Source organism: Thalassospira sp. MCCC 1A03138 (genome assembly GCF_002115785.1).
In the GTDB taxonomy this organism is placed as follows: domain Bacteria; phylum Pseudomonadota; class Alphaproteobacteria; order Rhodospirillales; family Thalassospiraceae; genus Thalassospira.
In genome coordinates this window covers 150,378-175,549 of sequence record NZ_JFJY01000006.1, presented here as the reverse complement: position 1 = coordinate 175,549, position 25,172 = coordinate 150,378, and the positions used below count along the sequence as shown (strand labels likewise).

Genomic DNA, 25,172 nt, shown 5'->3' with positions numbered 1-25,172 from the left:
AAATGCGGGCAGTTATAATGCGCCAAAGGCGTTTGACTTTTGTGCGTGTCGCAATAGGATCGGGCTCCGATTTTGACGCAGAATGGTGCGCCTGCACTGTTCGACTATCTCAGGAATATGCTGATGGCCCAGAACGCCAATGTAACCGCCAATTCCACTGATGCCTTTTCCAAGCCAAACCGGCGTCCTGCAAGCCCGAATTTTTCGTCGGGCCCTTGCAAAAAACGTCCCGGCTGGTCGGCGGATGCACTTGATACCCGTGTTCTTGGCCGGTCGCATCGTTCCAAATTCGGCAAGGAACGCATGGAAGAGGTTATCGACCGTTCGCGCGCGATCCTGAACCTGCCTGATGATTATCTGCTGGGGGTTGTTCCGGCGTCCGATACCGGTGCGGTGGAAATGGCGTTGTGGTCACTTTTGGGGCCACGCGGCGTTGATATGCTGGCATGGGAAAGCTTCGGGTCGCTTTGGGTGACCGATGTTTTAAAACAGCTAAACCTGCCTGATGTTCGGGTCATGGAAGCCGATTATGGCAAGTTGCCCGATCTTGGTGCGGTTGATTTTGACCGGGACGTTGTTTTCACGTGGAACGGCACAACAGCCGGTGTGAGGGTGCCAAATGGCGACTGGATCGCATCGGACCGCAAGGGCCTTACTATTTGCGATGCTACCTCGGCGATTTTTGCCATGGAACTGCCTTGGGACAAGCTCGACGTTGTGACCTATAGCTGGCAGAAAGTTCTGGGCGGCGAGGGTGGTCATGGCATCATTATTCTGAGCCCGCGTGCCGTTGAACGCCTTGAAAGCCATAATCCTGCGTGGCCGATGCCGAAAATCTTCCGCATGACCAAAGGCGGCAAGCTGATCGATGGCATTTTCCGCGGGGAAACGATCAATACCCCCTCAATGCTGGTGGTTGAAGATGCTATTGATGCCCTGAAATGGGCCGAAGATATCGGTGGTCTTGACGGTTTGCTGAAACGCACCCGTCAGAATCGCGCCCATCTTGATGAATGGCTTGCCAAAAGTGACTGGGCGGCTGACTTGTCGGAAAAGCCGGAAACGGCGTCCAATACATCAATGTGCATCAAGATTGTCGATCCATGGGCATTGTCATTGCCATCAGAAAAACAGGCAGCATTGCCCAAACGCATTTCGCAGCTTCTTGAAGCTGAAGAAATCGCGATGGACATCAATGGCTATCGCGATGCGCCTCCGGGGCTGCGGATTTGGGGTGGTGCGACTGTGGAACCAAGTGATGTCAAAGCGTTGCTGCCATGGCTTGATTGGGCATATGCGACGGTCAAAGCTGAAATTCAGGCTGGCTGATCAGCATTTCGTAAGTATTATTTGCGTCTTCGGGGGTTTTCCCGTTGCCCTGTCCGGAACAAAGCGTTAGTAACCGCTACCGGATATATAGATCAGGCACGACCTGAACCGATTTTGCGCGCCTTGTCCGGAAAGCACACATAATGACCGAACTTGCCAGGAAAGCTCTTTTGCCCGCCGGCCTTCAGGATGTTCTGCCTGGAATCGCCGCACGTGAAGCTGACATCCGTGAAAAGCTGATGAGCAGTTTCGCACATGCGGGCTACGACCGGGTCAAGACGCCGCTGGTCGAATTCGAAGAGAGCCTTCTGGAAGGTGCAGCGCCGGAACTAGCCACCCAGACTTTCCGCCTGATGGACCCGGTGTCGCACCGGATGATGGGTGTTCGTTCCGACATGACCCCGCAGGTCGGTCGTATCGCGGCAACCCGCCTTGGCGATGCGCCGCGTCCATTGCGTCTGTCCTATTCCGGCGATGTATTGCGGATCAAGGGCACACAGTTGCGCCCGGAACGCCAGTTTGCCCAGGTCGGAGCCGAACTGATTGGTGTGTCCAGCGCCGCAGCAGATACCGAGATCGTGTTGCTGGCGCTTGAGGCGTTGGAACATGTCGGTTTGCCGGATGTTTCCGTTGATCTGAATTTGCCGACCTTGCCGGTCCGTCTGTTTGATGCCTTTGGTGTTGCCGCCGATGATCGCGAAACGCTGATCGCGGCCCTTGAACATCGCGATGTCGCAGCGGTCAAAGCGGTTAGTGGCAATGTGACCGATGTGCTGGTGGCCCTGCTTGAAGCCGCCGGTCCGGCGCAGGCAGCATTGCCGAAGCTTAAAAAGCTTGAACTGCCGTTGGGCGCGTCCGAAGAATTGCACCGTCTGATCGAGGTTGCCGAACGTATTCTGGCATCTGATCTTGATGCGGCCTTGACCATTGATCCGGTTGAAATGGCTGGTTTCCGGTATCAGACCGGTGTCAGCTTTACCCTGTTTGCCAAACATGTTCGCGGTGAATTGGGTCGTGGCGGTCGTTATCGTGCGGGTGGTTCGGGCGGCGAGGCCGCAACCGGCATGTCGCTTTTCATGGATACGATTTTGCGCGGCCTTGCCGATGTAAAGCCGGTTGAACGGGTTTATTTGCCGTTAGGCACCCCGCAGCGCGAAGCGCGCCAATTGCGCAAAGACGGCCATTATACTGTGGCGGCACTTGAAGGTGCGGCCGAAGCCAAAACAGAAGATGCGGCGCGCAAGGAAGCACGCCGCATGGGATGCAGTTTCATTTATCTTGGCGGCCAGATCGTGCCGCTGGGTGCGTAACCCAGAACCATTTCTTATCGCGCAAGGAGTTTTGCGATGACCAATGTTGCCGTGATCGGTTCCCAATGGGGGGACGAGGGGAAAGGCAAGATCGTCGACTGGCTGTCCGAACGGGCAGACGTCGTTGTGCGTTTCCAGGGCGGTCATAACGCCGGTCATACTTTGGTGATCGACGGAACGACCTATAAGCTTAGCCTTCTGCCGTCGGGTATTGTTCGCAAGAACAAGTTGTCGGTTATTGGTAATGGCGTTGTCGTTGATCCGTGGGCGCTTCTGACCGAGATTGACCGCCTTAAAGGGCAGGGCGTTGAAATCACGCCGGAAAACTTGCGCGTTGCAGAAAATGCCTGTCTTATTCTGCCGCTGCACGGCAATCTGGACAAGGCACGCGAAGCCGCGGCAACCGGCAACAACAAGATCGGTACCACCGGTCGCGGGATCGGCCCGGCATATGAAGACCGCGTTGGTCGCCGTGCGATCCGCGTTGGTGATCTGGCCGATGTCGAACTTCTTGAAGCCAAGGTCGAAAACCTTCTGACCCACCACAATGCGCTTTTGCGCGGTCTGGGTCAGCCGGAGGTCGATGGTGCGGAACTGCTTGCGCAGCTTAAGGAAATCGCACCGAAAATCCTGCCGTTCTCGGATACTGTCTGGAAATCGCTTAACCAGTTTAAGGAAGCCGGTCAGCGTATCCTGTTTGAAGGCGCGCAGGGCACGATGCTTGATATCGATCATGGCACGTATCCGTTTGTGACCTCGTCCAATACGGTTTCGGGACAGGCTGCTGCCGGTTCTGGCATGGGCCCGTCGGGGGTCGGTTATGTTCTGGGGATTACCAAGGCGTACACCACCCGTGTCGGCGAAGGCCCGTTCCCGTCCGAACTGTTTGACGCGGACGGCGAACGTCTTGGTGAACGCGGTCATGAATTTGGTGTTGTCACCGGGCGTAAACGTCGTTGTGGCTGGTTCGATGCGGCTCTTGTCCGTCAGTCGGTCAAGGTTAACGGCATTACCGGTATTGCATTGACCAAGCTTGATGTTCTTGACGGTTTCAAGGAAATCAAGATCTGCACCGGCTATGACATTGATGGCAAAATCTATGACCATCTTCCCGCCAACCAGCGTCTTCAGGCCAAGGCCAAACCGGTTTATGAGACCATTGAAGGCTGGTCTGAAACCACGATGGGCGCGCGCAGTTGGGCCGATCTGCCGGCGGCAGCGATCAAATATGTCCGCCGTATCGAAGAATTGATCGAGGCACCGGTGGCGTTGCTGTCAACCAGCCCGGAACGTGATGACACCATTCTGGTTCATGACCCGTTCAGCGCCTGATCGCGTGTTTGAATAAAAATGCAAAAGCCACCGGGTCTTCCGGTGGCTTTTTTCGTTTCAGGTGAATGATTTGGCCGATCCGGTCCTTGTGTGCAGCGCGGATAACGGCTTGCTCCGTTTTGCTATCGGCAGTATCGTTTCGGCAGATCAGAGGACGGGCTGAAACTGCTTTCCAGGTAGGGAGGCACAGAGCAGGGATCCTCCAACAAAGAAAAACCGGGGCTCATGGCACAAGAAGCGGAAATGCAGAAACAGGATGTTTCCGACGGCGCTGACGAACAGGCTGCCGCAGCGGATAATAAAGATACCATGCCCTCCGCAGGTTTGGGCGGCGAGGACCCAACTGCGTTGGGGAGTGGTGGACGGAGTATCGAAATTGGTAATTTCCGGGTGTTTTCAGATCTGCGGCTTCCGGAATACGATATGGGAAATTGCAAGGCCTACGCTGCGGATAACCTGCGCCGTGAAGAAGGTGGTGCCTTTGCTCTTGTAACTGATCCATCAATACCGACGCGCTACGATCTAATTCGCTTTTTGACCGGTGTCCATATCGGCGGGCAGATTGATCTTCTTGATCACGAAATTGCGCCTTGGCCACCGTTTGACCAAAAAACTATGATGCTTTTCTATGAAAAGCCTGCAGGCGGGCGGGTGCTTGTACCGGGTGAAAAACAAAAAAAGATAGATGAGCATGATTTCTCAAAGATTGTAATTGAACCCCTGATGAATGTGCTGCAGGCGGTGGCTGAAAAGGGGCTAACCCATCGTAATATTCGCGCGGACAATCTGTTCTTTGAAGGCCCAATGGCAGAGAAAGTCGTTGTTGGGGATTGTTGCTCTGCTCCCGGAGGGTTTAACCAGCCTTTAGTTTACGAAACCATATCACGTATGACAGCTGATCCAGCTGGACGTGGTTTGGGGTCGGTATTGGATGACTTGTATGCGCTGGGTATGACCATTGCGGCTCTTGGTATAGGGCATACACCGCTCGAAAAGCTGCGTGAGCAGGACATTATTGATGTCAAACTGTCCAAGGGTTCTTTCCAAGCTATTGTAATGAACGAAAAGCTGCCGCTGGCGTTGATAGAGCCGGTACGCGGCCTTTTGTGCGATGACCCTGAAGAGCGTTGGGGCTTTGCTGAGCTCCATGCGTGGCTTGACGGAAGGCGGGCCAAGCCAGTTCAGTCCAACACCGAACGTCGAGCCGCGAGATCCCAAAATATCTCGGGCAAGGATTACTATACCGCGCGGTCGCTTGCGCAGGGAATTTCAAAAAACTGGGTCAATGCGCTTGCCCCATTGCGAGACGGAACTGTTGAAAATTGGCTGCGGCGCGGGCTTTCAGACAACGACAGGGCCAAGCATATGGCCGAAGCGACCCGGCAATTGCAATGGGGGGGGGCAGACAAGAGGGCAGCCGAAGATATTCTGGTCGCCAAATCAATCATTATCCTAGACCCCACTGGAGCCATTCGCTTTAAGGGGTTTTCTGCGATGGTTGACGGGCTGGGAACCATGTTGTCATACGACGTGCAGCATGGGCGTGGACCTCAGCGTTTTGCAGATGTGGTGATGCGGGATATCCCTGCTTTCTGGTTTGGCAGGCAAGTCGGATATAATGCGGAAGTCCAAAAATTACAGCAGGCATATAAGAACCTACGTTACTATGTGCAGCAGCAAAGTGCGGGCTACGGTTACGAACGCTGTCTTTATGCAATGGTCCGTAATCAGCATTGTTTAAGTCCTATGATAGAAAAGAGTTATGTCGTCAATATAGGTCAGCTTTTACCCGCACTTGAAAAAGCTTCGGAAACGTTACCTGATGATGCATGGCCAATTGATCGGCATATTGCAGCTTTTATTGCAACCCGCCTTGATGACGATGTCGAGCCCCAACTTCTGGCACTACAGAATCCGGCTGATGAGGTTGAATACAGTCGTGCAATCATTAGTATGCTGGCACTTGTTCAATGGCGACATGGTCCTGACAATCTGCAGAATCTGTCACACTGGGTTGCGCGCTTGATGGAGCCGGCGGTTAAGGTGTTTCATAGTAAAGCGCGTCGCGAACGTGTCGAACACGAAATTCCGAAACTGGCGAAGCGTGGCAATCTTGTTGAACTATACAATTTGATCAATGATGAGCAGGAGCGCCGGAAAGATCAAACCGAATTCATTTCCGCTGTAGAACAATATTCTGAGTCGGAAAGTGAGGTTTTTGACCTTGAGTCTTCGGGGCCGGCGAGACTTGAGCTGGCAGAAAAAGTTGGGCAACAGGCCGCAGCATTTGCTTCGACGATGATCGCACTGCTAACGGTCTCGGCACTGTTTCTTATGCATATCTGGTAAAGGAGGTCTGGATGGCAAGGAAACCTGCAGGCAGTAAAAAGAAAGGTACCTTTTCTGGTTTGTCCGTAGTGGCATCAGCGGTGCTTTTATTTATGGTTGCATTGCCAACGTTTATTACTTTGGCCGTGGGGCTTTTGCCCTCGATGATTGCATTTTTATTTGATCGGAGCCAAGGGCGTACAATGTCACGCTGCATTTTTGGCCTGAATTTCTCAGGAGTTGCGCCCTATATCTTGGAAGTTTGGCAGTACGGTTCACAGAGTGCAAGTGTGGCTACGCAGCATGTTTTCCAACCCATTGCCTTGTCGATCATGTATGGCTCGGCCGGTCTTGGATGGCTTTTGTATCTGGCGATGCCGCCGATCGTTGCCAATGTGCTTAACCTTTCGGCTCAGCGCCGTGTTTCTGAATTGCGTAAAAGGCAGCGTGGTTTGATCAAGACCTGGGGCGACAGCCTGATCAAGGAAATCGACCGTTCCGGCAGTTAAACCGAAAGTGGACGAACCAAAGACCACGACCCAATAAAAAGGCGGCGGACAAATTGTCCGCCGCAGTCATGTTGGTTGAAGAGGGTAAGCAAGGCACTCACATCGGCAAATCGGTGTGGATCGATTTGCGTACTTTTTCAAAGGCCCGAACTTCAATCTGACGAATGCGTTCGCGCGATATTCCGTATGCGACGCTAAGGTTTTCAAGCGTTACAGGTGAATCGAGCAGGCGGCGCTGGGTCAGGATGTCACGTTCACGCGCATTCAGGTGTGACATCGCACTTTTCAGCAGATTCATGCGCTGGATAAATTCCTCGCGCTTGCCGTACAGGGTTTCCTGATCTTCGTCTTCGCTTTCGATCCAGTCGACCCACTCACCGTCACCGTCGATGCGTACCGGTGCGTTCAATGAATGGTCCGGTCCGGCTAGACGGCGGTTCATCATGATCACGTCGTCTTCGGAGACATTAAGCTTGGTTGCGATAAGTTCAACTTGTTCAGGTCGCAAATCGCCTTCGTCAATTGCCTGCATCTGGCTTTTGAGTTTCCGAAGATTGAAGAAAAGCTTTTTCTGGGCGGCAGTGGTGCCCATTTTCACCAGCGACCAGGAATGAAGGATGTATTCCTGAATGGCGGCGCGAATCCACCACATTGCATAAGTTGCAAGGCGGAAGCCTTTGTCAGGGTCAAAGCGCTTGACCGATTGAAGCAGGCCTACATTGCCTTCGGAGATCAATTCGTTTATCGGAAGTCCATAACCGCGATAGCTCATGGCTATCTTGGCAACCAGTCGCAAATGGCTGGTTATCAGCTTCTCTGCGGCAGTTGCATCATCATTGTCACGGTATTCACACGCAAACGTCGTTTCCTGTTCAGGTGTAAGCATGGGGTAACGGCGGATGCGCTGCAAATAGACTGTCAGACCATCTTGGGAGATGATTGGAAGTGCATTTCCCTGTTTCATTGAAGCCTCCCGTTACGCTTCGTATAAAGTGCGGTTTATCCCCTAGCACTTACTAAAACTTATACGGGAGTATTAGGTGGCGTCAATAAAAATTAGACCAAAAAGGCTAGGTCAAACTATCCAAATGGGTAGGTCAAGGCAGGTGATGAGTTCCTGTAGGTCTTCCGGAAGGGGAGCTTTGGTAAGGATGTAATCACCTGTTTTTGGGTGTAAAAATCCCAGTGTTCTGGCATGTAGCGCCTGTTTTTCAAAGCCCGTCAGAACCTCGTGAACATGCTTGCTGAACTTCTGGGTAAGTTTGCTTCTACCGTAAACTGGATCACAAATAAGTGAGTGACCAAGATGGGTCATGTGAACGCGAATTTGATGCGTTCTGCCGGTCGCAAGCCGGCACTCAACAAGGGATGCCAACGAGTCGTCGCGTTTTGCCAAAACCTTGTAGCGCGTAAGGGCGGGTTTTCCCCCATTTCGAAGCACCGCCATCTTCTTTCTGTTGCGCGGGCTTCGGCCGATATTTCCCTCTATAACGCCTTCGCTTTGGCGTGGTACACCCCATACAACGGCGATATAAGCGCGTTCGATATTTTCCTTGTCCTCGGAAAACAGGGTCGACAGTGCCCGGTGGGTTGCATCGTTCTTGGCAACAACCATTGCCCCGCTGGTATCTTTATCAAGCCGATGGACGATGCCGGGGCGCTTTACCCCGCCAATGCCCGATAGGCTGTCACCACAATGGGCCAGCAAAGCATTGACCAATGTACCGCTTTCATTGCCCGCAGCAGGATGAACAACCATCCCGGCGGGTTTATTGATCACCAGTAGATCGTCGTCTTCATAAAGGATATCGAGCGCGATTTTTTCGGCGATTGGGTCGGCCGCGACCGCGGGTGGAATTTCAAGAGCAAAGCGGTCGCCACTTTTTACCTTGTGTGACATCTTGGCGATCGGCGTGTCATTCAGCAGCAGATGTCCGTTCTCAATCAGGCTTTTGATGCGCGAACGGGATTGCTCGGGCCATGCGGTTGCCAGAACCTTGTCGAGCCGCGCTCCCTCGTCAGCGGGAGAGGCAATATATTCAAGATGTTCGGTGTTCAAGCCGCTATCCATATTCATATCTGCTGCTATTCTGGCCTGCGATGACCGTCAGTGTCCGTTAAAGGGCGGTTTTAATCGCTTACTGATGAAATGCAATCCCGCTTTGCAAACTTGCAATTGGCTTCTCTTGTCGCTATGGCCTTCAATATCGTCCTGTCAGGCCTGTTGTGATCGTAGCGTGACGCGAGACAGGGGCATTCTATCAACTTATCAATCGGAAATGTGATGCGCGTTATCAAGATTCTGGTCGCTTTTATGGGAGTGCTGATCGTTGCGGGCGTCGCACTTGTGGTTTATGGCCTGTCGCGTCAGGAAGATGGCAGCGTTGCATCCGATGCGCCTAAGCTATCCGCGCCGATTGCGGGGCAGTCTGAGATGCCAACAGATACAGGCCCACGATCAGCAACACAGATCGCACCGTTCGGAACGATCAATGTTGATTTGGCACCGGGGGAGACCTTGGTTGATTTTTCCCGTCAGGGAACAGAGGCAACTCTTCGTCTTGAGGGACGCCAAGGAAGCCGTCTGGTGATTGTTTCTTTGCGTGATGGCGCTATTCTTGGGCAGATTTTACTGGTGGAGCCGCAATAAGCACCGCTTGAACTGATGGTGGTTTGATGATCGACGCGGGTAAAATCATAAAACTGCGGACAGGTTTGCTGGCAGAGATTTCAGATATCGCAGCTGCGGCATGGCCGGAGGAGTGCTGTGGTCTATTGATTGCCGACGCGGAAAGTCCCGAAGTTATTTTGCGTTTTGTTGCAGCACGCAATGTCGCCATTGATCGCCAAAAAACATTCGAAATTGATCCGCACGTTCTGATTGCGACGCATCGATCGGTTCGGCAACGCGGAGAGGCGATTATCGGATGCTATCATTCACATCCGAATGGCGATTGCCAGCCATCGAAAACCGATTTGTCCCGCGCCGAAGAAGCAGGTTTTCTGTGGCTGATTTTCGCCACCGGCAAAAACGGCGTTGATGAATGGCAGCTATATCGCCGGATGCCGGAACGTGCCGATGACACAGCACCGCGTTATTTCAAAACTTGTGAGATCGCCGAGCCCTGATCATTGCTTTGCCATGCGTTCGATCAGGCCAGTCTGCTTTTCAAGTGATTGCTGAAGCGCGAAGTTTTGCGTGATTGTCCGACGCGCCAGCTGGCGTATTTCGCGAAGCCGGTCAGGATTGGCCAATGCTTCGGCCATTGTGCTGGCAAGCTGGTCTTCATTCCAGAAGCCACACATTAATCCATTCCTGCCATGACGAATGATATCGCGGCAAGGGCCCGTGTCCGATGCGATCACCGGCGTTCCGCATGCCATGGCTTCAAGTACCGACCATGACAAAACAAACGGATATGTCAGATAGACATGGGCCGAACTGATCTGGAACAGACGGATCAGCTGATCATGCGGGATTTGCCCTAGAAAGACGATGCGAGAGGGATCCATACCGGTTTCAGCCATCATCGCATCACGCCATTTCTGGCCGTCGGCGCGCGGCGTTCCATAACTGACGCCATCCCCCCCGGCGATGACAAAGGTTACATCGGGGTTGCGCCAGGCCAACTTAGCTGCGGCACGCATGAATTGTGGAAAGCCGCGATAGGGTTCGAGATCGCGTGCAACATAGGTCACTATCGGATCGCCATGTCGCAGCACACGACCATCGGGCAGGCGCAGCAGTGCCTTATCGTCCGGACGGCAACGATGGATATCGATGCCATCGTGGCAAATACCGATCTTGTAATGGAAACTTTGCGGAAAGGCGGCTTTCTGCCATGCCGTGGGGCTGATCCCGGTGTCTATTGCCTCCAGACTTGAAAGCTGTGCGCTGTTGCGCAGCCGCAGTTGTGTGCGTTTTGCCAAGGTCACCGTTTCTGTCGGGTCAAAGCCGACATCGCGACCTTCGGCGTGGTAAAAATGTTCGCAATAGCCAACCAGTGGCGTTTTGCGCAGGACATCGCGCGCAAACATCATGCTGCCCCAACCGATATGTCCGTAAACGATGTCGGGTGGGCCTTCCTGTGCGACGAGTGAATCAAGTGTTGTCGCCGCATGCATGCCGATCTGCTGGTGATATTGCGGAAATGGGGTCGCAGGCGGTGGCGGAGTTGCCCGCTGGCGCAGGACGCGAATGCCGGGAAGCTGTACGTTCATTGCTTCGCAAAGGAAGGAAACCTGCCATCCGGCATTTGCCAGATGACAGGCCAGGTGAACAAATTGTCCCGGTCCATGACGGTGGACAAAGACAATTTTCATCGGCGACTGCGAAGCTCGTGTGTCATAACGCCACTTGTGACGGGGACACCGCCATACCGAAGGGTCTGTGTCCAGAATTCCTCCAGGCGACGCAAAGTTCGAAGTGCCGTTTCCATTTCCTGCTGGTCCTGCTGGCCATTGGTCAGTGCGTTGTGATATTCTTCGTGAAATTCATGCAGGGATTCACAAAGTTCGTGCCCCTTGCGCGTCAGTTTTATTCTGGCAGACCGTCGGTCACGGGCCATGACATGTCGTTCGACATAGCCCGATTCAGCCAGCTGTTTCAGATTATAGGATGCATTCGATCCCATATAGTGGCCGCGATCCAAAAGATCACGTACCGACAGTTCATCGTCGCCGATGGTGAACAGCAGCGCGACTTGTGCGGGGCTGATGTCATCTTTGCCGAGTCGAATAAGATCTACACGAAGCAGATCAGCAAAACGCCGATAAATACGCTCGACAGTATTTGCAAGTTCAAGATGAGTGACGGTCATGTTGTTTGATCCGTTATCTGGTCCCAAGCGAGAGTTGATGCCATGGCCTTTCGACCAAGGCAGGCCTTTCGTGTGGGGAAGATAACAGGACGTTGCTCTTGAACGATTTTTCCGCACGCCCAATTCTTCCCTCAGTTTGCTCGTAATTTCGAAGTAATTTCAAAGTGTTTTTATTTTAAAATTACTTCGTATTATTCTGTTTTTACATTGTCAGATCATGAACATGAGATCGACATATTTGATTTTATTGTAGATCATCATGACATCGCAACTATGTGATTAGATTGCGGAAAAACTATGACTTTTGGCTGATTGGATGAAAATCAATGCATTTTGGTCGTAAAAACACGCCAAAAACCGCAGAAAGCAAAGCTGTCAGACCATCTCTGGATGCAAAATCGGTTATCCGCGAGGCGAGATTCACTTTTGTACGCGGTCTTGGATGGGCCGGGGTCTTGAGTGGCTTTATCAATGTTCTGCAACTGACCGTGCCTCTTTTCATGCTTCAGGTGCATGATCGCGTGATTAACAGTCAAAGTACCGATACGCTTAAATTGCTGCTCGCAATTGCGATTGGTGCCATCATTCTATACGGCATCCTTGATTTCATTCGGGCCCTGATCTTTCAGGAAATGGCCAAATCATTGTTGCGTCGCCTGAACTTGCCGGCCATTTCGGCGGCAATGAGCGTGGCGCTTGAAAAAGGATCGATACAGGGCACGCAGGTTCTGCGCGATTTGTCGGATTTGCGCAATTTTATCAATGGCAATACCATCAGTGCGCCACTCGAAGCGATCTGGTCGCCGATTTTCCTTGGCGTGATGTTTGCCCTTCATCCGTTTTACGGTATTGCGGGGCTTGTGGCGGTGCTGGTCCTGATCGGGCTTAGTCTGTTGGGTGATTTGCTGGTGCGACAGATCACCAAGGAAGGCACCGATGCCAATCTGCGTAATATCGGCGATATCGGGTCAACCGTATCAAATGCCGAGGCGATTGAGGCAATGGGCATGTTACCCGCACTTGCCATGCGCTGGCGCCAATCGCAGGTCCATGCCAGTGAGTTGCTTGATATCGGGAATGTCCGAAGTAAAGGCATGTATTCCGTCACGCGCTCGGCCCGTTTCGGCATGCAGATTTGCGTGCTGGCGATGGGGGCGTATCTGGTTATTCTGGGTGAAACAACACCTGGGGCGATGATTGGCGGTACGATTATCATGGGTCGTCTTCTGTTACCGTTTGATAATGTTACGCGCGATTGGCGGGCGTGGGTTTCTGCTCTTTCGTCCTGGAAACGCATCCGTAATATCCTTGAAGAGCGTCAGTCCGAGCGCGAAATCGAACCGACACCGCGTTCCGAAGGGCCGCTTGTTGTCGATAATCTTGTATATGCGGTCCCCGGCTCGAACGTGCCGGTTCTACGCGGGGTGAGCTTCGATCTTAACCCGGGCGAAATTCTGGGCGTGGTTGGGCCGTCGGCCGCGGGTAAATCGACCCTGTCGCGTCTGCTGGTCGGATCTGCGAAACCGACTGCTGGCGGCGTATTTCTCGACGGGCATAGCACCTATCTTTGGGAGCGCGGTTCGTTTGGCAACATGGTCGGTTATCTGCCGCAATCCGTGTCGCTTCTGAACGGCACCATCCGTGAAAATATTGGTCGCATGCGTGAAGCCAATCCGCGCAAGGTGATTGATGCGGCCCGCGCAGCAGGGGTGCATGAAATGATCGGCCGACTGCCACTTGGTTACGATACGCCGATCGGGGCGGGGCGACATACCCTGTCTGGCGGACAGCAGCAACGCATTGCACTTGCCCGTGCTCTTTATGGCTGGCCACGTCTTCTGGTGCTTGATGAACCCAACGCCAACCTTGATGCTGAAGGTGAAGCATCACTGATCCGGGCGGTCCGTCAGGCAGCAGAAGGTGGGGCAATGGTTGTTCTGATCGCACACCGGCAAAGCATCATGCAATACGCCCACAAGCTGCTTGTCATGCAGGAAGGGCGGGTCAAACAGTTTGGTGAACGCACCAATGTGATCCGGGCGATGACGCAGGATGATAACGACATCAAAAACCTGCCCCCGGTTAAGCGCAATCAGCAAAACGGGGGTGCAGCATGAACCGAGTGATCAATGTCGACAACCGTGGCGAGGTCATGATTCCCGAAGACCCGCAACCGGCATGGTATCAGGTCCTTGACGAAGAGCGCACCGCGTCGCGTCAAAGCCTGCGAAAGCCGATCATGGCGGGGATCATCGTTATTGCCGTCGGGTTTGGCGGCTTCTTTTCCTGGGCTTTTACGGCCGAACTCGACAGTGCTGCGGTGGCATCGGGATCTATCATTGTGGATTCCCGCAAAAAGGTTGTGAACCATTTCGAAGGCGGCATTTTGAAGAAACTGCTGGTTGAAGAAGGTGATCGCGTCAAGGCGGGGCAAACATTGATGTTGCTGGATGGAACACGCAGTGAGTCCGAGTTGGGCCAGCTGCGCGGTGAACGATATGGGCTTATCGCCAAGCTTGCCCGACTGCGTGCCGAGCAAAGTGGCCGTGGTGAAATCGATTTTCCCCAGCAAATACTGAATGCGGAGCAGGATTATGTTGCCGATATCTTGCTGGATGAAAAGCGATTATTTGGCAAGCGTAATGAGGTTTACGATGCCAAGCGAAATGCCCAAGCCAAGCAAATAGAACAATTTGATGCCGAGGCACGCGCGCTGGAATCCCAGATAAATGCCCGCACCCGTCAGGAAAAGCTTGTTGCCGAGCAGCTCAAGGGCATCCGGCAGCTTGCGGAAAAGGGCTTCGCGACGCGCACCCAGTTGGTCGAGATAGAAAATAACTGGTCTGATCTTGTCGGGGATATGGGCGAGTTCAAGGCCCAAAAAGCCGCCGCCGAACAGCAAAAGGCCGAGGCCGAAATCAATCTTGCCTCGATTGAAATGGAATGGCAAAGCGATATCGCGACAGAAATCCAGGAAGCGCAACTGGCACTGAATGATGTGACCCAGCGTATTCGCGCCAGCGAGGATGTTCTGAACCGGCGCGAAGTCAAGGCACCGCAGGACGGTATTGTTGCCAATATTCAGATCCGCACGCCGGGTGGCGTGATCAGTCCGGCGGAACCCATCATGGATATCATTCCGGAAAACGAGCCGCTTCTGATCGAAGCCATGATCAACCGTCAGGACATTGATTCGGTTCATGTCGGATCAAAAGCCCAAATCAAGCTTACGGCATATAGTCAGCGCCGGTTGGCGCCGCTTGATGGCGAAGTCCGCTATGTTGCCGCCGACCAGACGGTCGATGAGAAACGCGATTCTTCCTATTACATCGTTCGGGCCGCAATTAACCCCGATGCATTGGCAAAACGCGATGATATCGAAATTCGACCGGGTATGCCGGCCGACATTCTGATCCTGAAATCCCCCAGAAGGGCGATCGACTATCTGATTGATCCGATCACTGAAAGCATGAGCAGGGCCTTCCGCGAGGACTGATTTTTGCTGATACTGCGGGTGCGAAGGCCGCGGGCTGGAAAGGTCTGCGGCCTTTTTCTTTGGATTATTGTTCAAAAGTAAAACTAAATAAAAATCAAACAAACAACAAATATTTATTGAATAAATCTGGATGTGTAATGCGATTTTTGCCTTAATCCATAATATTGACACAATAAAAACACGAGAATATCTTCCTAAGATAAAAGAAAAGAATATAGGGTTGCTGTGTGGCCGATCTCAGGGTGGCCTCTAGCTGCCTTGAGGGAACGGCCAGCCTCTCGTGAGGGGATAACCCCCGCGATGTCAATAATGTTGGGACACGAAGGAGGATACCATGGCAACTCTCGAAGGCGGCGCCTTTGATGATGCGCTTCTAGGGTCTCGTTTCAGCGACGTGATTTTCGGACGTGGCGGTGACGATACAATCTTCGGACAAGGTGATGACGATGTTCTGTTTGGCGAAGAGGGCGATGACGTCCTGTTCGGCGGTGCAGGAAACGATGTCGCGATTGGCGGCGAAGGTGACGATATCCTGTTCGGTGGATCGGGTGACGATGTGCTGATGGGGGATTCCGGCAGCGACCTGTTGATAGGTGGCTCTGGCGAAGACGTACTGTCAGGTGGTGCCGGTGACGACACCCTGCTTGGCGGTTCGGACAATGATGTCCTTGATGGCGGCGCAGGCGATGATCTTATGGTCGGCGGTGGCGGCGATGACATCATGCTTGGCGGTGCAGGCGACGATCAGTTGCTGGGCGGTTCTGGGGACGATGTTCTCCAGGGTGGCGATGGCAATGACGTCCTGCTTGGCGGCTCCGGGGACGATGTCCTTGACGGTGGTGCCGGGGACGACCTGCTGGTCGGTGGCTCGGGTAGCGATACCTTTGTCTTCACCGGTGGCGGCGGCAACGACGTCGTGCTCGACTTCACGGTTGGTGAAGACATGCTTTCCATTAGCAGCAACATCAATGATACCGGCATTGAAAGTGCCGATGATATTGCCGCGCGTGCATCGCAGGTTGGTGCCAACACTGTTATCGACCTTGGCAATGGGGATTCCATCACCCTCAACAATGTCGATGCAGAAGACGTCCAGGACAATCCGGACAGCTTCTTCAGCGTCCAGTAATCCGAATGCTGGCGTCCGCAACTTATGTTGCGGGCGTCACCCCGTTCTTCTTGTGAAGTGAAAATCGCCATGCTTGAATTTGCCTCGTCCGATGCCGTGCGGACGACCGGTGATGCGCCGGACGTTTGCCTGCTTAACCCGGAAACATTGCTTCTGATCTGGGATATGCCGACCCGCTTGTGGGCGGTCCCCAAACTTGAAACTACCGAAGGCAAGGCAATCTCGCCGCAAGCCACACTGCGTTTGCCGCTTAATGGTGGCGGCACGCGACTTCTGCGCCTGATCCGTCGACCCAAGGACGAACCGGTTTCGTTCCTGGCAGAAGCAGGGACTCTTGGCCGCAAAGATGAAATCACCATTGATCCGGAAGGTGATTTTGAATTCGCCAATGCGAGCATTCTGCTTGAAGACGTGACGCCATCTGGACGCTTGTCTCTTATGTCTGCGCTGCTTGGTGCGTGGGCAAGCATGTTTCGTACCCGCCGCAGCAAAAGTTACACCGCATTTCTCAATAAACTGGTTTCCGAAATTGTCGATGCGCCACAGCGCGCCAAAGCGGTTGCGAAACTGTCCGATCAGCAAATCCTGATCTCGGCCGGGCTGCCGGTGGCGTTCGGTGAAATCGAAGCGATTTATATCGTATCCTCTTTCGGGTTCCGCCGTCTGCCTGTGCCTCCGCACGAAAGCAGCGAGGGCCCGCAAGGCAAGAAACAGACCTACATGATCGCTGATCGCGACGGTACCGAGAACGGTGCCTATCTCGTCGTGACCGGCGGACGCGCGCTGGCCATTCGCCATCTGGCGGCGACGCCAGTTTTGCCCTCGTTGTCGCGATGGTGGCTGGCGCGCGGCAAATCCGATGCCGATCTGCGCGAATATATCATTGGCGCAATGGCGCGTGGCGATACCAAGGCCAGAAAGGCCGCGCTTGAATTCCAGCTACGCTGTCCTCTTTCAAGCCAGCGGGTTACGGGTGGCGGTGGCTTGCCCAGTGGTGAGGTCGACCTTGCCGTAACCACTGCGCGTGGTACCCTGATTGGCGGCTGGTATCGTGATCCGGCTGAAATGATCGCCAGCATCGATATTCTTGACAGCAAGGGCACAGCCCATCCATTCGGCGATGGTTTTTATCGCTATGCCGGGAACGTCATGGATGACGACCGAACGGTTTCGGCCACCGGGTTTGTCGGGTTTTATCGTGACATTCAAAGCCAGGTACCGATCCTTCAACCGCGCAGCTTGATGCGGCTGACGTCGGGCAGCCGTCATCTGATGGTGCCGACTGCCCAGCCCATTGACCCGGCAGAGGCGCGGGCACGTATCCTGCGTGCGGTCCCACCGCAGCACCTGACTGACGAGATCATTGAAAACTGTCTAGCTCCGGTCATTGGTGATTTGCAGCAGAAATTGCTTGCTGCTGCCAAAACGGATCGAACCATCGAGTTTGGTGAGCAGCTTAAAGAGCCCGCTGTTTCGATTGTTGTGCCGCTGTATCGGGTGCTCGATTTCCTGCGTGCCCAGGTTGGTGCCTTTGCCTGTGACCCTTGGATTTCACGATATTGCGAAGTGATTTACGTTCTGGATTCTCCGGAACAGGCAGAAGAGTGCGAACATCTGCTGCGTGGGTTGCATCTGCTATATGACATGCCGATGCGTCTGGTGGTCATGACCCGAAATGGGGGGTATGCGCGGGCCTGCAATTCAGGTGCCGAACAGGCTCGGTCAGACCTGATCGCGATGCTTAATTCGGATGTCATTCCCTATCAGATTGGCTGGCTGGAATTGATGGCCTCAAAAATGGGCGGTCCGCAGGATGTTGCTGCGGTCGGGCCTAAGCTTCTGTTTGAAGATGGTTCGTTGCAGCATGCCGGAATGTATTTTGCCCGCAATGAACGCGGACAATGGCTGAACCATCATTTCTATAAAGGGCTGCCCGATCAGTTCCGTGACGCCAATGTTGAACGATCCGTTCCGGGGGTCACCGGGGCCTGCATGCTGTTGCATCGCGGCACGTTCAATGATGTCGGTGGCTTTACCGAAGATTACGTGATCGGCGATTACGAGGACAGCGACCTTTGCCTCAAAATCCGCAAGGCCGATTTCGATATTAAATATGTACCTGACGCCAGCCTTTATCATTTCGAGCGCAAGTCGATATCGACCCACACCGATTACATGCTCGGTGTGGCGACACAATACAACGCCTGGCTTCATGCCTCGCGTTGGTCGGACATGCTCGAGGATTTCCACAAAAACGATGTTCCACAGAACCGGCCGTACAACCGTGTTTCGGATGAAGATGATCAAGGAGAAGCGGCATGAGCCAGGTTCTGGCATTTTCCAACCATGATGAACCGGTGCTCGGCGCCAAAAGCGAACAGCATCTGGACTGGCTTTGCGAGCAGATCATCTCCAATCATTTTCTGCCGGTACCGCCCGAAGAAGCCGTTTTTGTCGGCGATGGCGACTATCGTGCCATCGGTGCCGAATTTCTGGGGCATTTTGTCCGTCGGGCGGACCTTATGCCTGATCATGATGTGCTTGATATCGGGTGCGGCATCGGGCGGATGGCGGTGCCATTGACCCAGTATCTTGATGCGTCCAATGCGATCTACGAAGGCGTTGACCCGGTTGCAAACGGGATTGAATGGTGCAAGCGCACGATTTCACCCGCTTATCCAAATTTTGGTTTCCAGACGCAGGACGTCAAAAACGCGCTGTATAATCCCGAAGGATCCATCGGCGGGCGTGGCATGCGGTTGCCTTTTCAGGATGGTGCATTCGATTTCACCGCAATGATCTCGGTGGCAACCCACTTGCCGCCTGAAGAAATCGAAACCTATTGCGCCGAGGTGTTCCGCGTGCTGCGCCCGGGCGGGAAGCTGTTTCTAACGGCCTTTATCATTCGTGATCCTCAGGAACTTTCATATCCCGGCTGCGACCCGCGTTTGACCAGTCTTGAGAGACTTGAAAACCAGCCGTGCTGGCATCTTAAGGGTGAAAACCCGATGGCGGCCGTCGGCTTTGATGATGGTTTCATCGACGGCGCGATGAGTGCCGCCGGATTTACCCTGAAATCCAAAAGTTTCGGAACCTGGCACGGTGATCAGGCCGATCATTACCAGGACTTCCTGATTGCAGAAAAACCGCGGAGGAACGCATGAACCCGCGCATCATGGTTCTGGCTCATAATCATCCCGATTTGCATCCCGGCGGCACCGAGATTTTCGCCCACGATTTGTTTAATGCCTATAAGCGGGCAGGATGCGAAGCCATTTTCATTGGCGCGACCAACGATATCCATCGTGAACGTCGCCCGGGCACCAGCTTTCAGGCGATCAATGATGCCGGTGATGAAATGTTGTTCTGGGCCGGGCATTTTGACCGGTTCAACATGTCGCAGACGGATCTTTATGCCGTTGCGCCGAACTTTACAGAATTGCTGAAAACCTGGGACCCTGATGTGGTGCACATTCATCATCTGGTTCTTTGGGGGATCGAGTTGCCGATGCTGATTCGGCGGGTTCTGCCGCATTGCCAGATCGTTATGACGTTGCACGACTATTATCCGATCTGCCCCAATGACGGACTGATGATCCATCGCGGGACCCGTCAGCGTTATCTGGAAGCGGACCGGATTGGCAAACGTTGCGGTCTTGATGGCATTGCGCCGGAACGGTTTTCAATGCGCACGGTCAATCTGCGCAATCATCTTCGCGTTGTCGATCGATTTCTGTCTCCCAGCGCGTTCCTGCGTGATCGCTATGTCGATTGGGGAATTGACCCGGCAAAGATCGAAGTCATGCATAATGGCCGCCCGTCCGTACCCGCCGCACCCAAACGCGATATGGGGGCCGGGATGCCAAATGTGTTTGGCTATTTCGGCAATCTGAACCCATGGAAGGGGGCGGATGTCCTGCTGGAAGCCAGTCAGAAGCTGGCCGCCGATGATGTCGATTTTGAATTGCGTATTCACGGCGGGGCACCGTTCCAGACGGTTGCCTTTAATGAAAAGATTGATGGTCTTTTTGATGCAACCGGTTCGAAAGTCCACCGTATGGGGGCCTATGAACGGGCTGATATTCCCGAACTTATGGCACGTGTCGACTGGATCGTTGTGCCATCAATCTGGTGGGAAAATGCTCCGCTGGTCATTCAGGAAGCATTCCAGCATGGCCGTCCCGTCATCACAAGCGGTATCGGCGGCATGGCTGAAATGGTCCGCGATGGTCATGACGGCATTCACGTGCGCGCCGATGATCCGGCCGATCTTGCCCGCGTGATGAAGGACTGCGCCACCAATCCGAAACTCTGGAAGAAGCTGTCGGGGCATGTGCGTCCGCCAGCCGGTATCGATCATGTCGCGCAAAAGCATCTTGTGCTGTTTCGCAAGATGATCCGTCCTGATTTCGTCGCGGCCTGATACAGATAAAAGGAGGTATTCATGGCGATTGCCCAGAAAGACCTATCAGAAACATCTGCAAAGCCCGTTGCCAATGATGCGGCAAAAAACGACGTCGAACCGGCGATCCCGACAGTCGAGGGACGCGTTGATGCCATTGACCGTCAACGGTTGTTTGGCTGGGTCTGGTGCCCGGAACGTCCGGATGCGCGCATCGAAGTTATCGTTCGTCTGAACGGGCATACCTTGTTGCGTATGAAGGCCGAAAACGAGCGTGTCGACCTGCGCCGTAATGGCATAGGCGACGGTGCCCACGCATTTGAGGTGGAGCTCCCCGAAGCCGCCTTGGCAAGTGTTGAAAATGTTAGCGTTTTCGCGATTGCGCCTGAAACCGGCGATCAGATCGAGTTGCGCATTCCGTCGCAAAGCGAACAACAGGCGCAATCGGCCGTCAACGCGCCGCTTTCGAAAATTCTGGACCGGCTTGATCGTTTGCTGGCGGCTCAGCACATTTTGCAAAATGGTCAGCGTGAAGCCGCCAAGCGCCTTGTTGATGCATCCAAGCGCATGGATGAACTGGCGTCCGCCGATGACGGGATCGAGGCCGGTGTGAAGCTTGTTCGTAGCGGGCAGGACGAACTAACCCGTCGTGTTGAGGAGCTCGAAGTTTTCCTGGTTCGCTTCGACAAGTCACTTGGCGGATTTGACGAACGTCTTTCCGTATTGACCGAGCGGCATCGCAACGATCTGAAAACGCCGCTTCTTGTGCTGTCCTGCCTGATTGGTGTGACGGTCGGGCTTTCTGTCGGCGCAATGGTTTGGTGAGGCAGGGCGTCATGACAAAGGCCACCAATCATCGCGAATTGCTCGAAAGTACAGGCAGCGCGGATTTTTCGGCACCGTCATTTGTAATGACGTTGCCGTTCGGGCGGGCTGCACTGTTTTTCAATTCACAATCACAAGAAATGACAAGGAGGGCAGGGCATGACTGAACCGTCTGGAATGCCGCTGGACGGCAGGACCGTTGTGGCCGCTTTGGTCGATGACGGGCTTGCGCTTATGGCGGGTGTCGGTGCTGCGATGCCCGCGACAATCGATGTATTCCTGAACGGTCAATCCGATGCCAAGGTTCAGGCATCAATCATCAGCTGGCGTCGTGCCGATGGTCCACCCGAGGCTGCTTTTGGTTTTGTAGCACTTCTGCCGATGCAGAATGTATCGCAACGCCGATTGAAAACGGCCCTGTTCAAGGCACCGGGACAGCCCGGAGAATATCGGATTGAAAGCCGCTCGCAGGGACTTGAATCCATTCTATCTGCGGTGGCCGAGCAATCCGGGTCGGCATTCGCGACCGTGATTGACGGGGTTATCGAAGCGCTTCTGGCTGGCAACCCGAACAAGAAGCGTTTGCGCACTGTGGCTGCCCTTGTCCGGATTGCTGCACGAAGCAACGGCTTTATCGAAGTTCTGGGCGGTCTGGAAGAAGGCGATATTTACATTCAGGGCTGGTCGAGCAATTTCCCGACCGGCCGCACCCGCGTGATCGCGATAGACGAAGGTCCGGTTCTTGCCGAACTGACCAGTGCTGAATTTCAACGCGATGATCTTGGTGAACATGCATCGGGCGTTACCGGGCTTATGGCTGGCGACACCAAGATCAATCCGAGCAAGTTGCAGCGCGTTTATTTCCGTGGCCGTGATGGCTGGTTCTCGATCGAGGTTTATCAGCAGCGCGTGCTGGTTGCCTTGCAAGACGTTCCTGCGCATATCCGTTCTGTTCTGGATCGGGTGAAGGCGCCCGATAACATCCTTGCGCAAATCCGGATGGCAGCCCATCGCTTTGATGGTCGCGATACTGTTTCCGAACTGGATCGTCCGGTGCGGATCGGGATCGACTTTTCGTTGGTGATAGAAGGCAGTGGTATTCTGGTATCGGGCTGGATGCTTGACCCTGATCGTGCGGTTGAAGCCGTCATGTTGCGCGTTGGCGGTGAAGCGGTTCGGATTGATGATCGCTGGACCCGGCAGTCACGGCCCGACGTTACCAATGCATTTCTGAACGATCCGATGTTTTCGGGGCTTAACCCGGCACGTAACAGCCATGGTTTTCTGGTGTTCTGTCCGCTGGAAGATACACCGTCATCCGATCAGCCGGTTTATCTGGAACTGGCCATATCCGACGCGTTCCCGGCCTATTGCCCGCTAAACCCGACCCGTGCGTCGGCGCGACAGGCATTGTCGCGGGTTCTGCCGTCCCTTGATCCACGTTCGGTTACGGCATCAAACAGCATCGAACGACAGTTTGGCCCGATGTTACAGAACATGACGGCGCAAAGCCCGTTTGCTATCGATACCCATGATATCGGCAATTTCGATGAAGACGCGCCAGTTGCCCTGATCGTTGGTGTTGACGACACGATTAGCGATATCGGTGTCACTATTGCCTTGCTTGGCCTTGATGAGGTCACGCGCCATCTGCCGATTGTGATTGCAGGCCCCGCCGAAAGTTTTGATCAGGTCGGCAGTGACATGATGAGGCTGGCGGCCTTTTACAAACTTAATGTCCGCATCGTTTTTGCCGAGGGTGTCGAAGATTTCTGCGATGCGCTTGAGGTTGGCGTTGCTGCAACGAATTCCGAAACAATCGCGTTGGTGTCAGCACACATCCTGCCGCATGACACAGGCTGGTTCGAGCCATTGCTGGCGGCTTATCGCAAACGCGGCAGCAAATGCGTCGTCTGTCCGACGATCTTGTTTGAAGATGATTCCGTCCGTTGGGCAGGCACCTGGATCGAGGGCGATGTCGACGGACAGTATCTGTCGGATCGTTATGTCGGTTATCCTCGTGCCGTTTTGGCCGACGCCGAACCGACCGAAGTCAGTGCCGGAACCCCGGAATGCTGCATCATGCCGCGCAAGGCATTCGAAGACATAAACGGTTTTACTCGTGGCTATATTGGCCCGTCGGAAAAGGGGCTCGACCTTGCGCTGAAACTGCGCATGGGCGGAACGGCTTCATGGTGGATTCCGGAAATCGAAGTCCTGGGGAGCGAACAATCGATAACAAGCGCCCCCGCCTGGGAGGCACTTTCGCATCGTCTTGACCGCTGGGCGTTTGATCGCCGCTGGTCATTGGTCGTCTCAAATTTGCGGAGCCACAATTATGCCGTCGACTGACCTGCGTGTCCTCATCATTTCGCACGGACATCCCAGCATGTCGCTGGGCGGGGCCGAAGTGGCCTCTTACAACCTGCATAAAGGCTTGAACGAACTGGACGGGGTGGAAAGCTTCTATCTGGCCCGTGTCGGTCATCCGGTGCCGCGTCACGGTGCGTCTGCACTGATGAGCTTGCGCCAGAAAGATAACGAAATCCTGTATCATGCAGAAAACTATGATCATTTTCTGCTGTCGAACGGGAATACTGACGAAATTGATCGCGATCTGTTGCGCTTTGTGCGCGATTATGAGCCGGATGTTGTGCATTTTCACCACTATCTCGGCCTCGGTTTGGAAACGATCTATGCGATCCGCGAAGCCATGCCGGATGCTGCGATCTTCTTTACCTTCCACGAATTCCTGACGATCTGCCACAACCACGGTCAGATGGTCAAAAGCGGTGGCACGAAGCTTTGCAACCGGGCAAGCCCCATCGAATGTAACGGCTGTTTCCAGAACATCTCGCCGGCATCCTTTCTGCGTCGTGAACGGTTCATCAAGGCGATGCTTAATCTGGCCGATCATTATGTGTCGCCCAGCGATTTTCTGGCGGACCGGTTTGTCGACTGGGGATTGGATCGTGACAAGATGTCGGTGATCGAAAACGGTCTGGACGTCAAGGAGGCGGCAAATACCCGGGCACTTTCGAAGGCACAGCCACGCCGGTCGCGTTTCGCGTTCTTTGGTCAACTGACCATGTTCAAGGGTGCTGATATCCTGCTGGATGCGGTGGGCCGTGTGCCTGATGATATCTGGGGGGATGATGCCCGGATGATGATCTTTGGTGGCAATCTTGAGCGGCAACCCATTGAATATCAGGAAAAAGTCCACGACCTGATCGAAAAGGCCGGTGAACGTGTCCGGTTCTATGGCGCTTATCAGAACAGCGAAATGCCCAAACTGATGGAGCTCGCCGACTGGACGATCATTCCGTCGATCTGGTGGGAAAATTCACCGATCGTCATTCAGGAAGCCTTCTTCCATGGGCGTCCGATGATCTGTTCCAACATCGGTGGCATGGCCGAAAAAATTACTGATGGCGTCAATGGTCTGCATTTCCGTGTCGGCAGTGCCGAAGACCTTGCCGACCGTCTTGTTGATGCCCTTACCGACAATAAAATCTGGGATCGGATGCGTGAGGGGATTCCTCGCCCGCCGACCTATATCAATTGCGCCGAGCAACATCTCGCGCAGTACCGGGAGGTTCTCGAGACCCGCCCGATGTCTGTGACTCCTGTGTCGCAGCACTCCGTCGCCAGCACGGCATAACGATAATCAGAAGTCACCTAGCCAAGGAGAA

Annotated in this window: 20 protein-coding genes; 16 read left to right on the top strand and 4 right to left on the bottom strand. The window is 54.0% G+C overall.

The window, feature by feature from the left end:
• Nucleotides 1-123: 123 nt before the first annotated feature.
• From TH468_RS13815 to TH468_RS13795, 5 genes are all read left to right on the top strand, one after another.
• Entirely contained in the window at nucleotides 124-1,329 is a 1,206-nt protein-coding gene (locus TH468_RS13815; RefSeq protein ID WP_085645314.1) for a phosphoserine transaminase, read from the top strand.
• A gap of 143 nt (nucleotides 1,330-1,472) precedes the next feature.
• Nucleotides 1,473-2,639, top strand: a complete 1,167-nt coding sequence (locus TH468_RS13810; protein ID WP_063092906.1) for an ATP phosphoribosyltransferase regulatory subunit — start codon at nucleotides 1,473-1,475, stop codon at nucleotides 2,637-2,639.
• 36 nt (nucleotides 2,640-2,675) lie between these two features.
• Nucleotides 2,676-3,971 carry an adenylosuccinate synthase gene (locus tag TH468_RS13805; RefSeq protein WP_062949251.1) on the top strand — a complete coding sequence of 432 codons (1,296 nt, stop codon included), beginning with the start codon at nucleotides 2,676-2,678 and terminating at the stop codon, nucleotides 3,969-3,971.
• Nucleotides 3,972-4,196: 225 nt separating this feature from the next.
• Nucleotides 4,197-6,320 (top strand): serine/threonine-protein kinase, encoded by a 2,124-nt coding sequence (locus TH468_RS13800; protein WP_085645028.1) that lies wholly within the window; start codon nucleotides 4,197-4,199, stop codon nucleotides 6,318-6,320.
• An 11-nt stretch (nucleotides 6,321-6,331) separates the two neighbouring features.
• Nucleotides 6,332-6,808 carry a hypothetical protein gene (locus TH468_RS13795; protein WP_085645026.1) on the top strand — a complete coding sequence of 159 codons (477 nt, stop codon included), beginning with the start codon at nucleotides 6,332-6,334 and terminating at the stop codon, nucleotides 6,806-6,808.
• Nucleotides 6,809-6,905: 97 nt separating this feature from the next.
• Here the strand turns inward: TH468_RS13795 and rpoH are convergent, their stop codons facing one another.
• Nucleotides 6,906-7,772 (bottom strand): RNA polymerase sigma factor RpoH, encoded by an 867-nt coding sequence (gene rpoH / locus TH468_RS13790; RefSeq protein ID WP_085645024.1) that lies wholly within the window; start codon nucleotides 7,770-7,772, stop codon nucleotides 6,906-6,908.
• 111 nt (nucleotides 7,773-7,883) lie between these two features.
• Complete coding sequence (locus TH468_RS13785) at nucleotides 7,884-8,885, bottom strand: RluA family pseudouridine synthase (protein WP_085645022.1); 1,002 nt, start codon at nucleotides 8,883-8,885, stop codon at nucleotides 7,884-7,886.
• 207 nt (nucleotides 8,886-9,092) lie between these two features.
• On the opposite strand from TH468_RS13785, the gene TH468_RS13780 reads away from it, so the two are divergent.
• Complete coding sequence (locus tag TH468_RS13780) at nucleotides 9,093-9,458, top strand: hypothetical protein (protein ID WP_085645020.1); 366 nt, start codon at nucleotides 9,093-9,095, stop codon at nucleotides 9,456-9,458.
• A 26-nt stretch (nucleotides 9,459-9,484) separates the two neighbouring features.
• Nucleotides 9,485-9,937 (top strand): Mov34/MPN/PAD-1 family protein, encoded by a 453-nt coding sequence (locus TH468_RS13775; RefSeq protein ID WP_085645018.1) that lies wholly within the window; start codon nucleotides 9,485-9,487, stop codon nucleotides 9,935-9,937.
• On the opposite strand, the gene TH468_RS13770 is transcribed toward TH468_RS13775, so the two are convergent.
• Nucleotides 9,938-11,131 (bottom strand): glycosyltransferase, encoded by a 1,194-nt coding sequence (locus tag TH468_RS13770; protein ID WP_085645016.1) that lies wholly within the window; start codon nucleotides 11,129-11,131, stop codon nucleotides 9,938-9,940.
• Nucleotides 11,128-11,628, bottom strand: a complete 501-nt coding sequence (locus tag TH468_RS13765; protein WP_085645014.1) for a MarR family winged helix-turn-helix transcriptional regulator — start codon at nucleotides 11,626-11,628, stop codon at nucleotides 11,128-11,130. Before TH468_RS13765 ends, TH468_RS13770 begins: the two co-directional genes overlap by 4 nt.
• A 455-nt stretch (nucleotides 11,629-12,083) precedes the next feature.
• Here TH468_RS13765 and TH468_RS13760 point away from each other — a divergent pair, with 455 nt between their 5' ends.
• The 9 genes from TH468_RS13760 (at nucleotide 12,084) to TH468_RS13720 (ending at nucleotide 25,141) form a co-directional block, all read left to right on the top strand.
• The gene (locus TH468_RS13760; protein WP_246832335.1) at nucleotides 12,084-13,745 is read left to right on the top strand and encodes a type I secretion system permease/ATPase; all 1,662 of its coding nucleotides are present in this window, start codon (nucleotides 12,084-12,086) and stop codon (nucleotides 13,743-13,745) included.
• The gene (locus TH468_RS13755; protein WP_085645010.1) at nucleotides 13,742-15,124 is read left to right on the top strand and encodes an HlyD family type I secretion periplasmic adaptor subunit; all 1,383 of its coding nucleotides are present in this window, start codon (nucleotides 13,742-13,744) and stop codon (nucleotides 15,122-15,124) included. Before TH468_RS13760 ends, TH468_RS13755 begins: the two co-directional genes overlap by 4 nt.
• Nucleotides 15,125-15,458: 334 nt before the next feature.
• Entirely contained in the window at nucleotides 15,459-16,253 is a 795-nt protein-coding gene (locus tag TH468_RS13750; RefSeq protein ID WP_007089967.1) for a calcium-binding protein, read from the top strand.
• Between the two features lie 69 nt (nucleotides 16,254-16,322).
• A complete protein-coding gene (locus TH468_RS13745; protein WP_085645008.1) occupies nucleotides 16,323-18,575 on the top strand; it encodes a glycosyltransferase in 2,253 nt (750 codons plus the stop codon).
• Nucleotides 18,572-19,417: a class I SAM-dependent methyltransferase gene (locus tag TH468_RS13740; protein ID WP_085645006.1), complete on the top strand. Its 846-nt coding sequence runs from the start codon at nucleotides 18,572-18,574 to the stop codon at nucleotides 19,415-19,417. Before TH468_RS13745 ends, TH468_RS13740 begins: the two co-directional genes overlap by 4 nt.
• Nucleotides 19,414-20,676, top strand: coding sequence for a glycosyltransferase family 4 protein (locus TH468_RS13735; protein WP_085645004.1), 1,263 nt, complete (start codon nucleotides 19,414-19,416; stop codon nucleotides 20,674-20,676). Before TH468_RS13740 ends, TH468_RS13735 begins: the two co-directional genes overlap by 4 nt.
• Nucleotides 20,677-20,697: 21 nt before the next feature.
• A complete protein-coding gene (locus TH468_RS13730) occupies nucleotides 20,698-21,480 on the top strand; it encodes a hypothetical protein (protein ID WP_085645002.1) in 783 nt (260 codons plus the stop codon).
• 159 nt (nucleotides 21,481-21,639) lie between these two features.
• A complete protein-coding gene (locus TH468_RS13725) occupies nucleotides 21,640-23,832 on the top strand; it encodes a glycosyltransferase family 2 protein (protein WP_085645000.1) in 2,193 nt (730 codons plus the stop codon).
• Nucleotides 23,819-25,141 carry a glycosyltransferase family 4 protein gene (locus tag TH468_RS13720; RefSeq protein WP_085644998.1) on the top strand — a complete coding sequence of 441 codons (1,323 nt, stop codon included), beginning with the start codon at nucleotides 23,819-23,821 and terminating at the stop codon, nucleotides 25,139-25,141. The genes TH468_RS13725 and TH468_RS13720 overlap by 14 nt, the downstream gene beginning before the upstream one ends.
• Nucleotides 25,142-25,172: the final 31 nt, after the last annotated feature.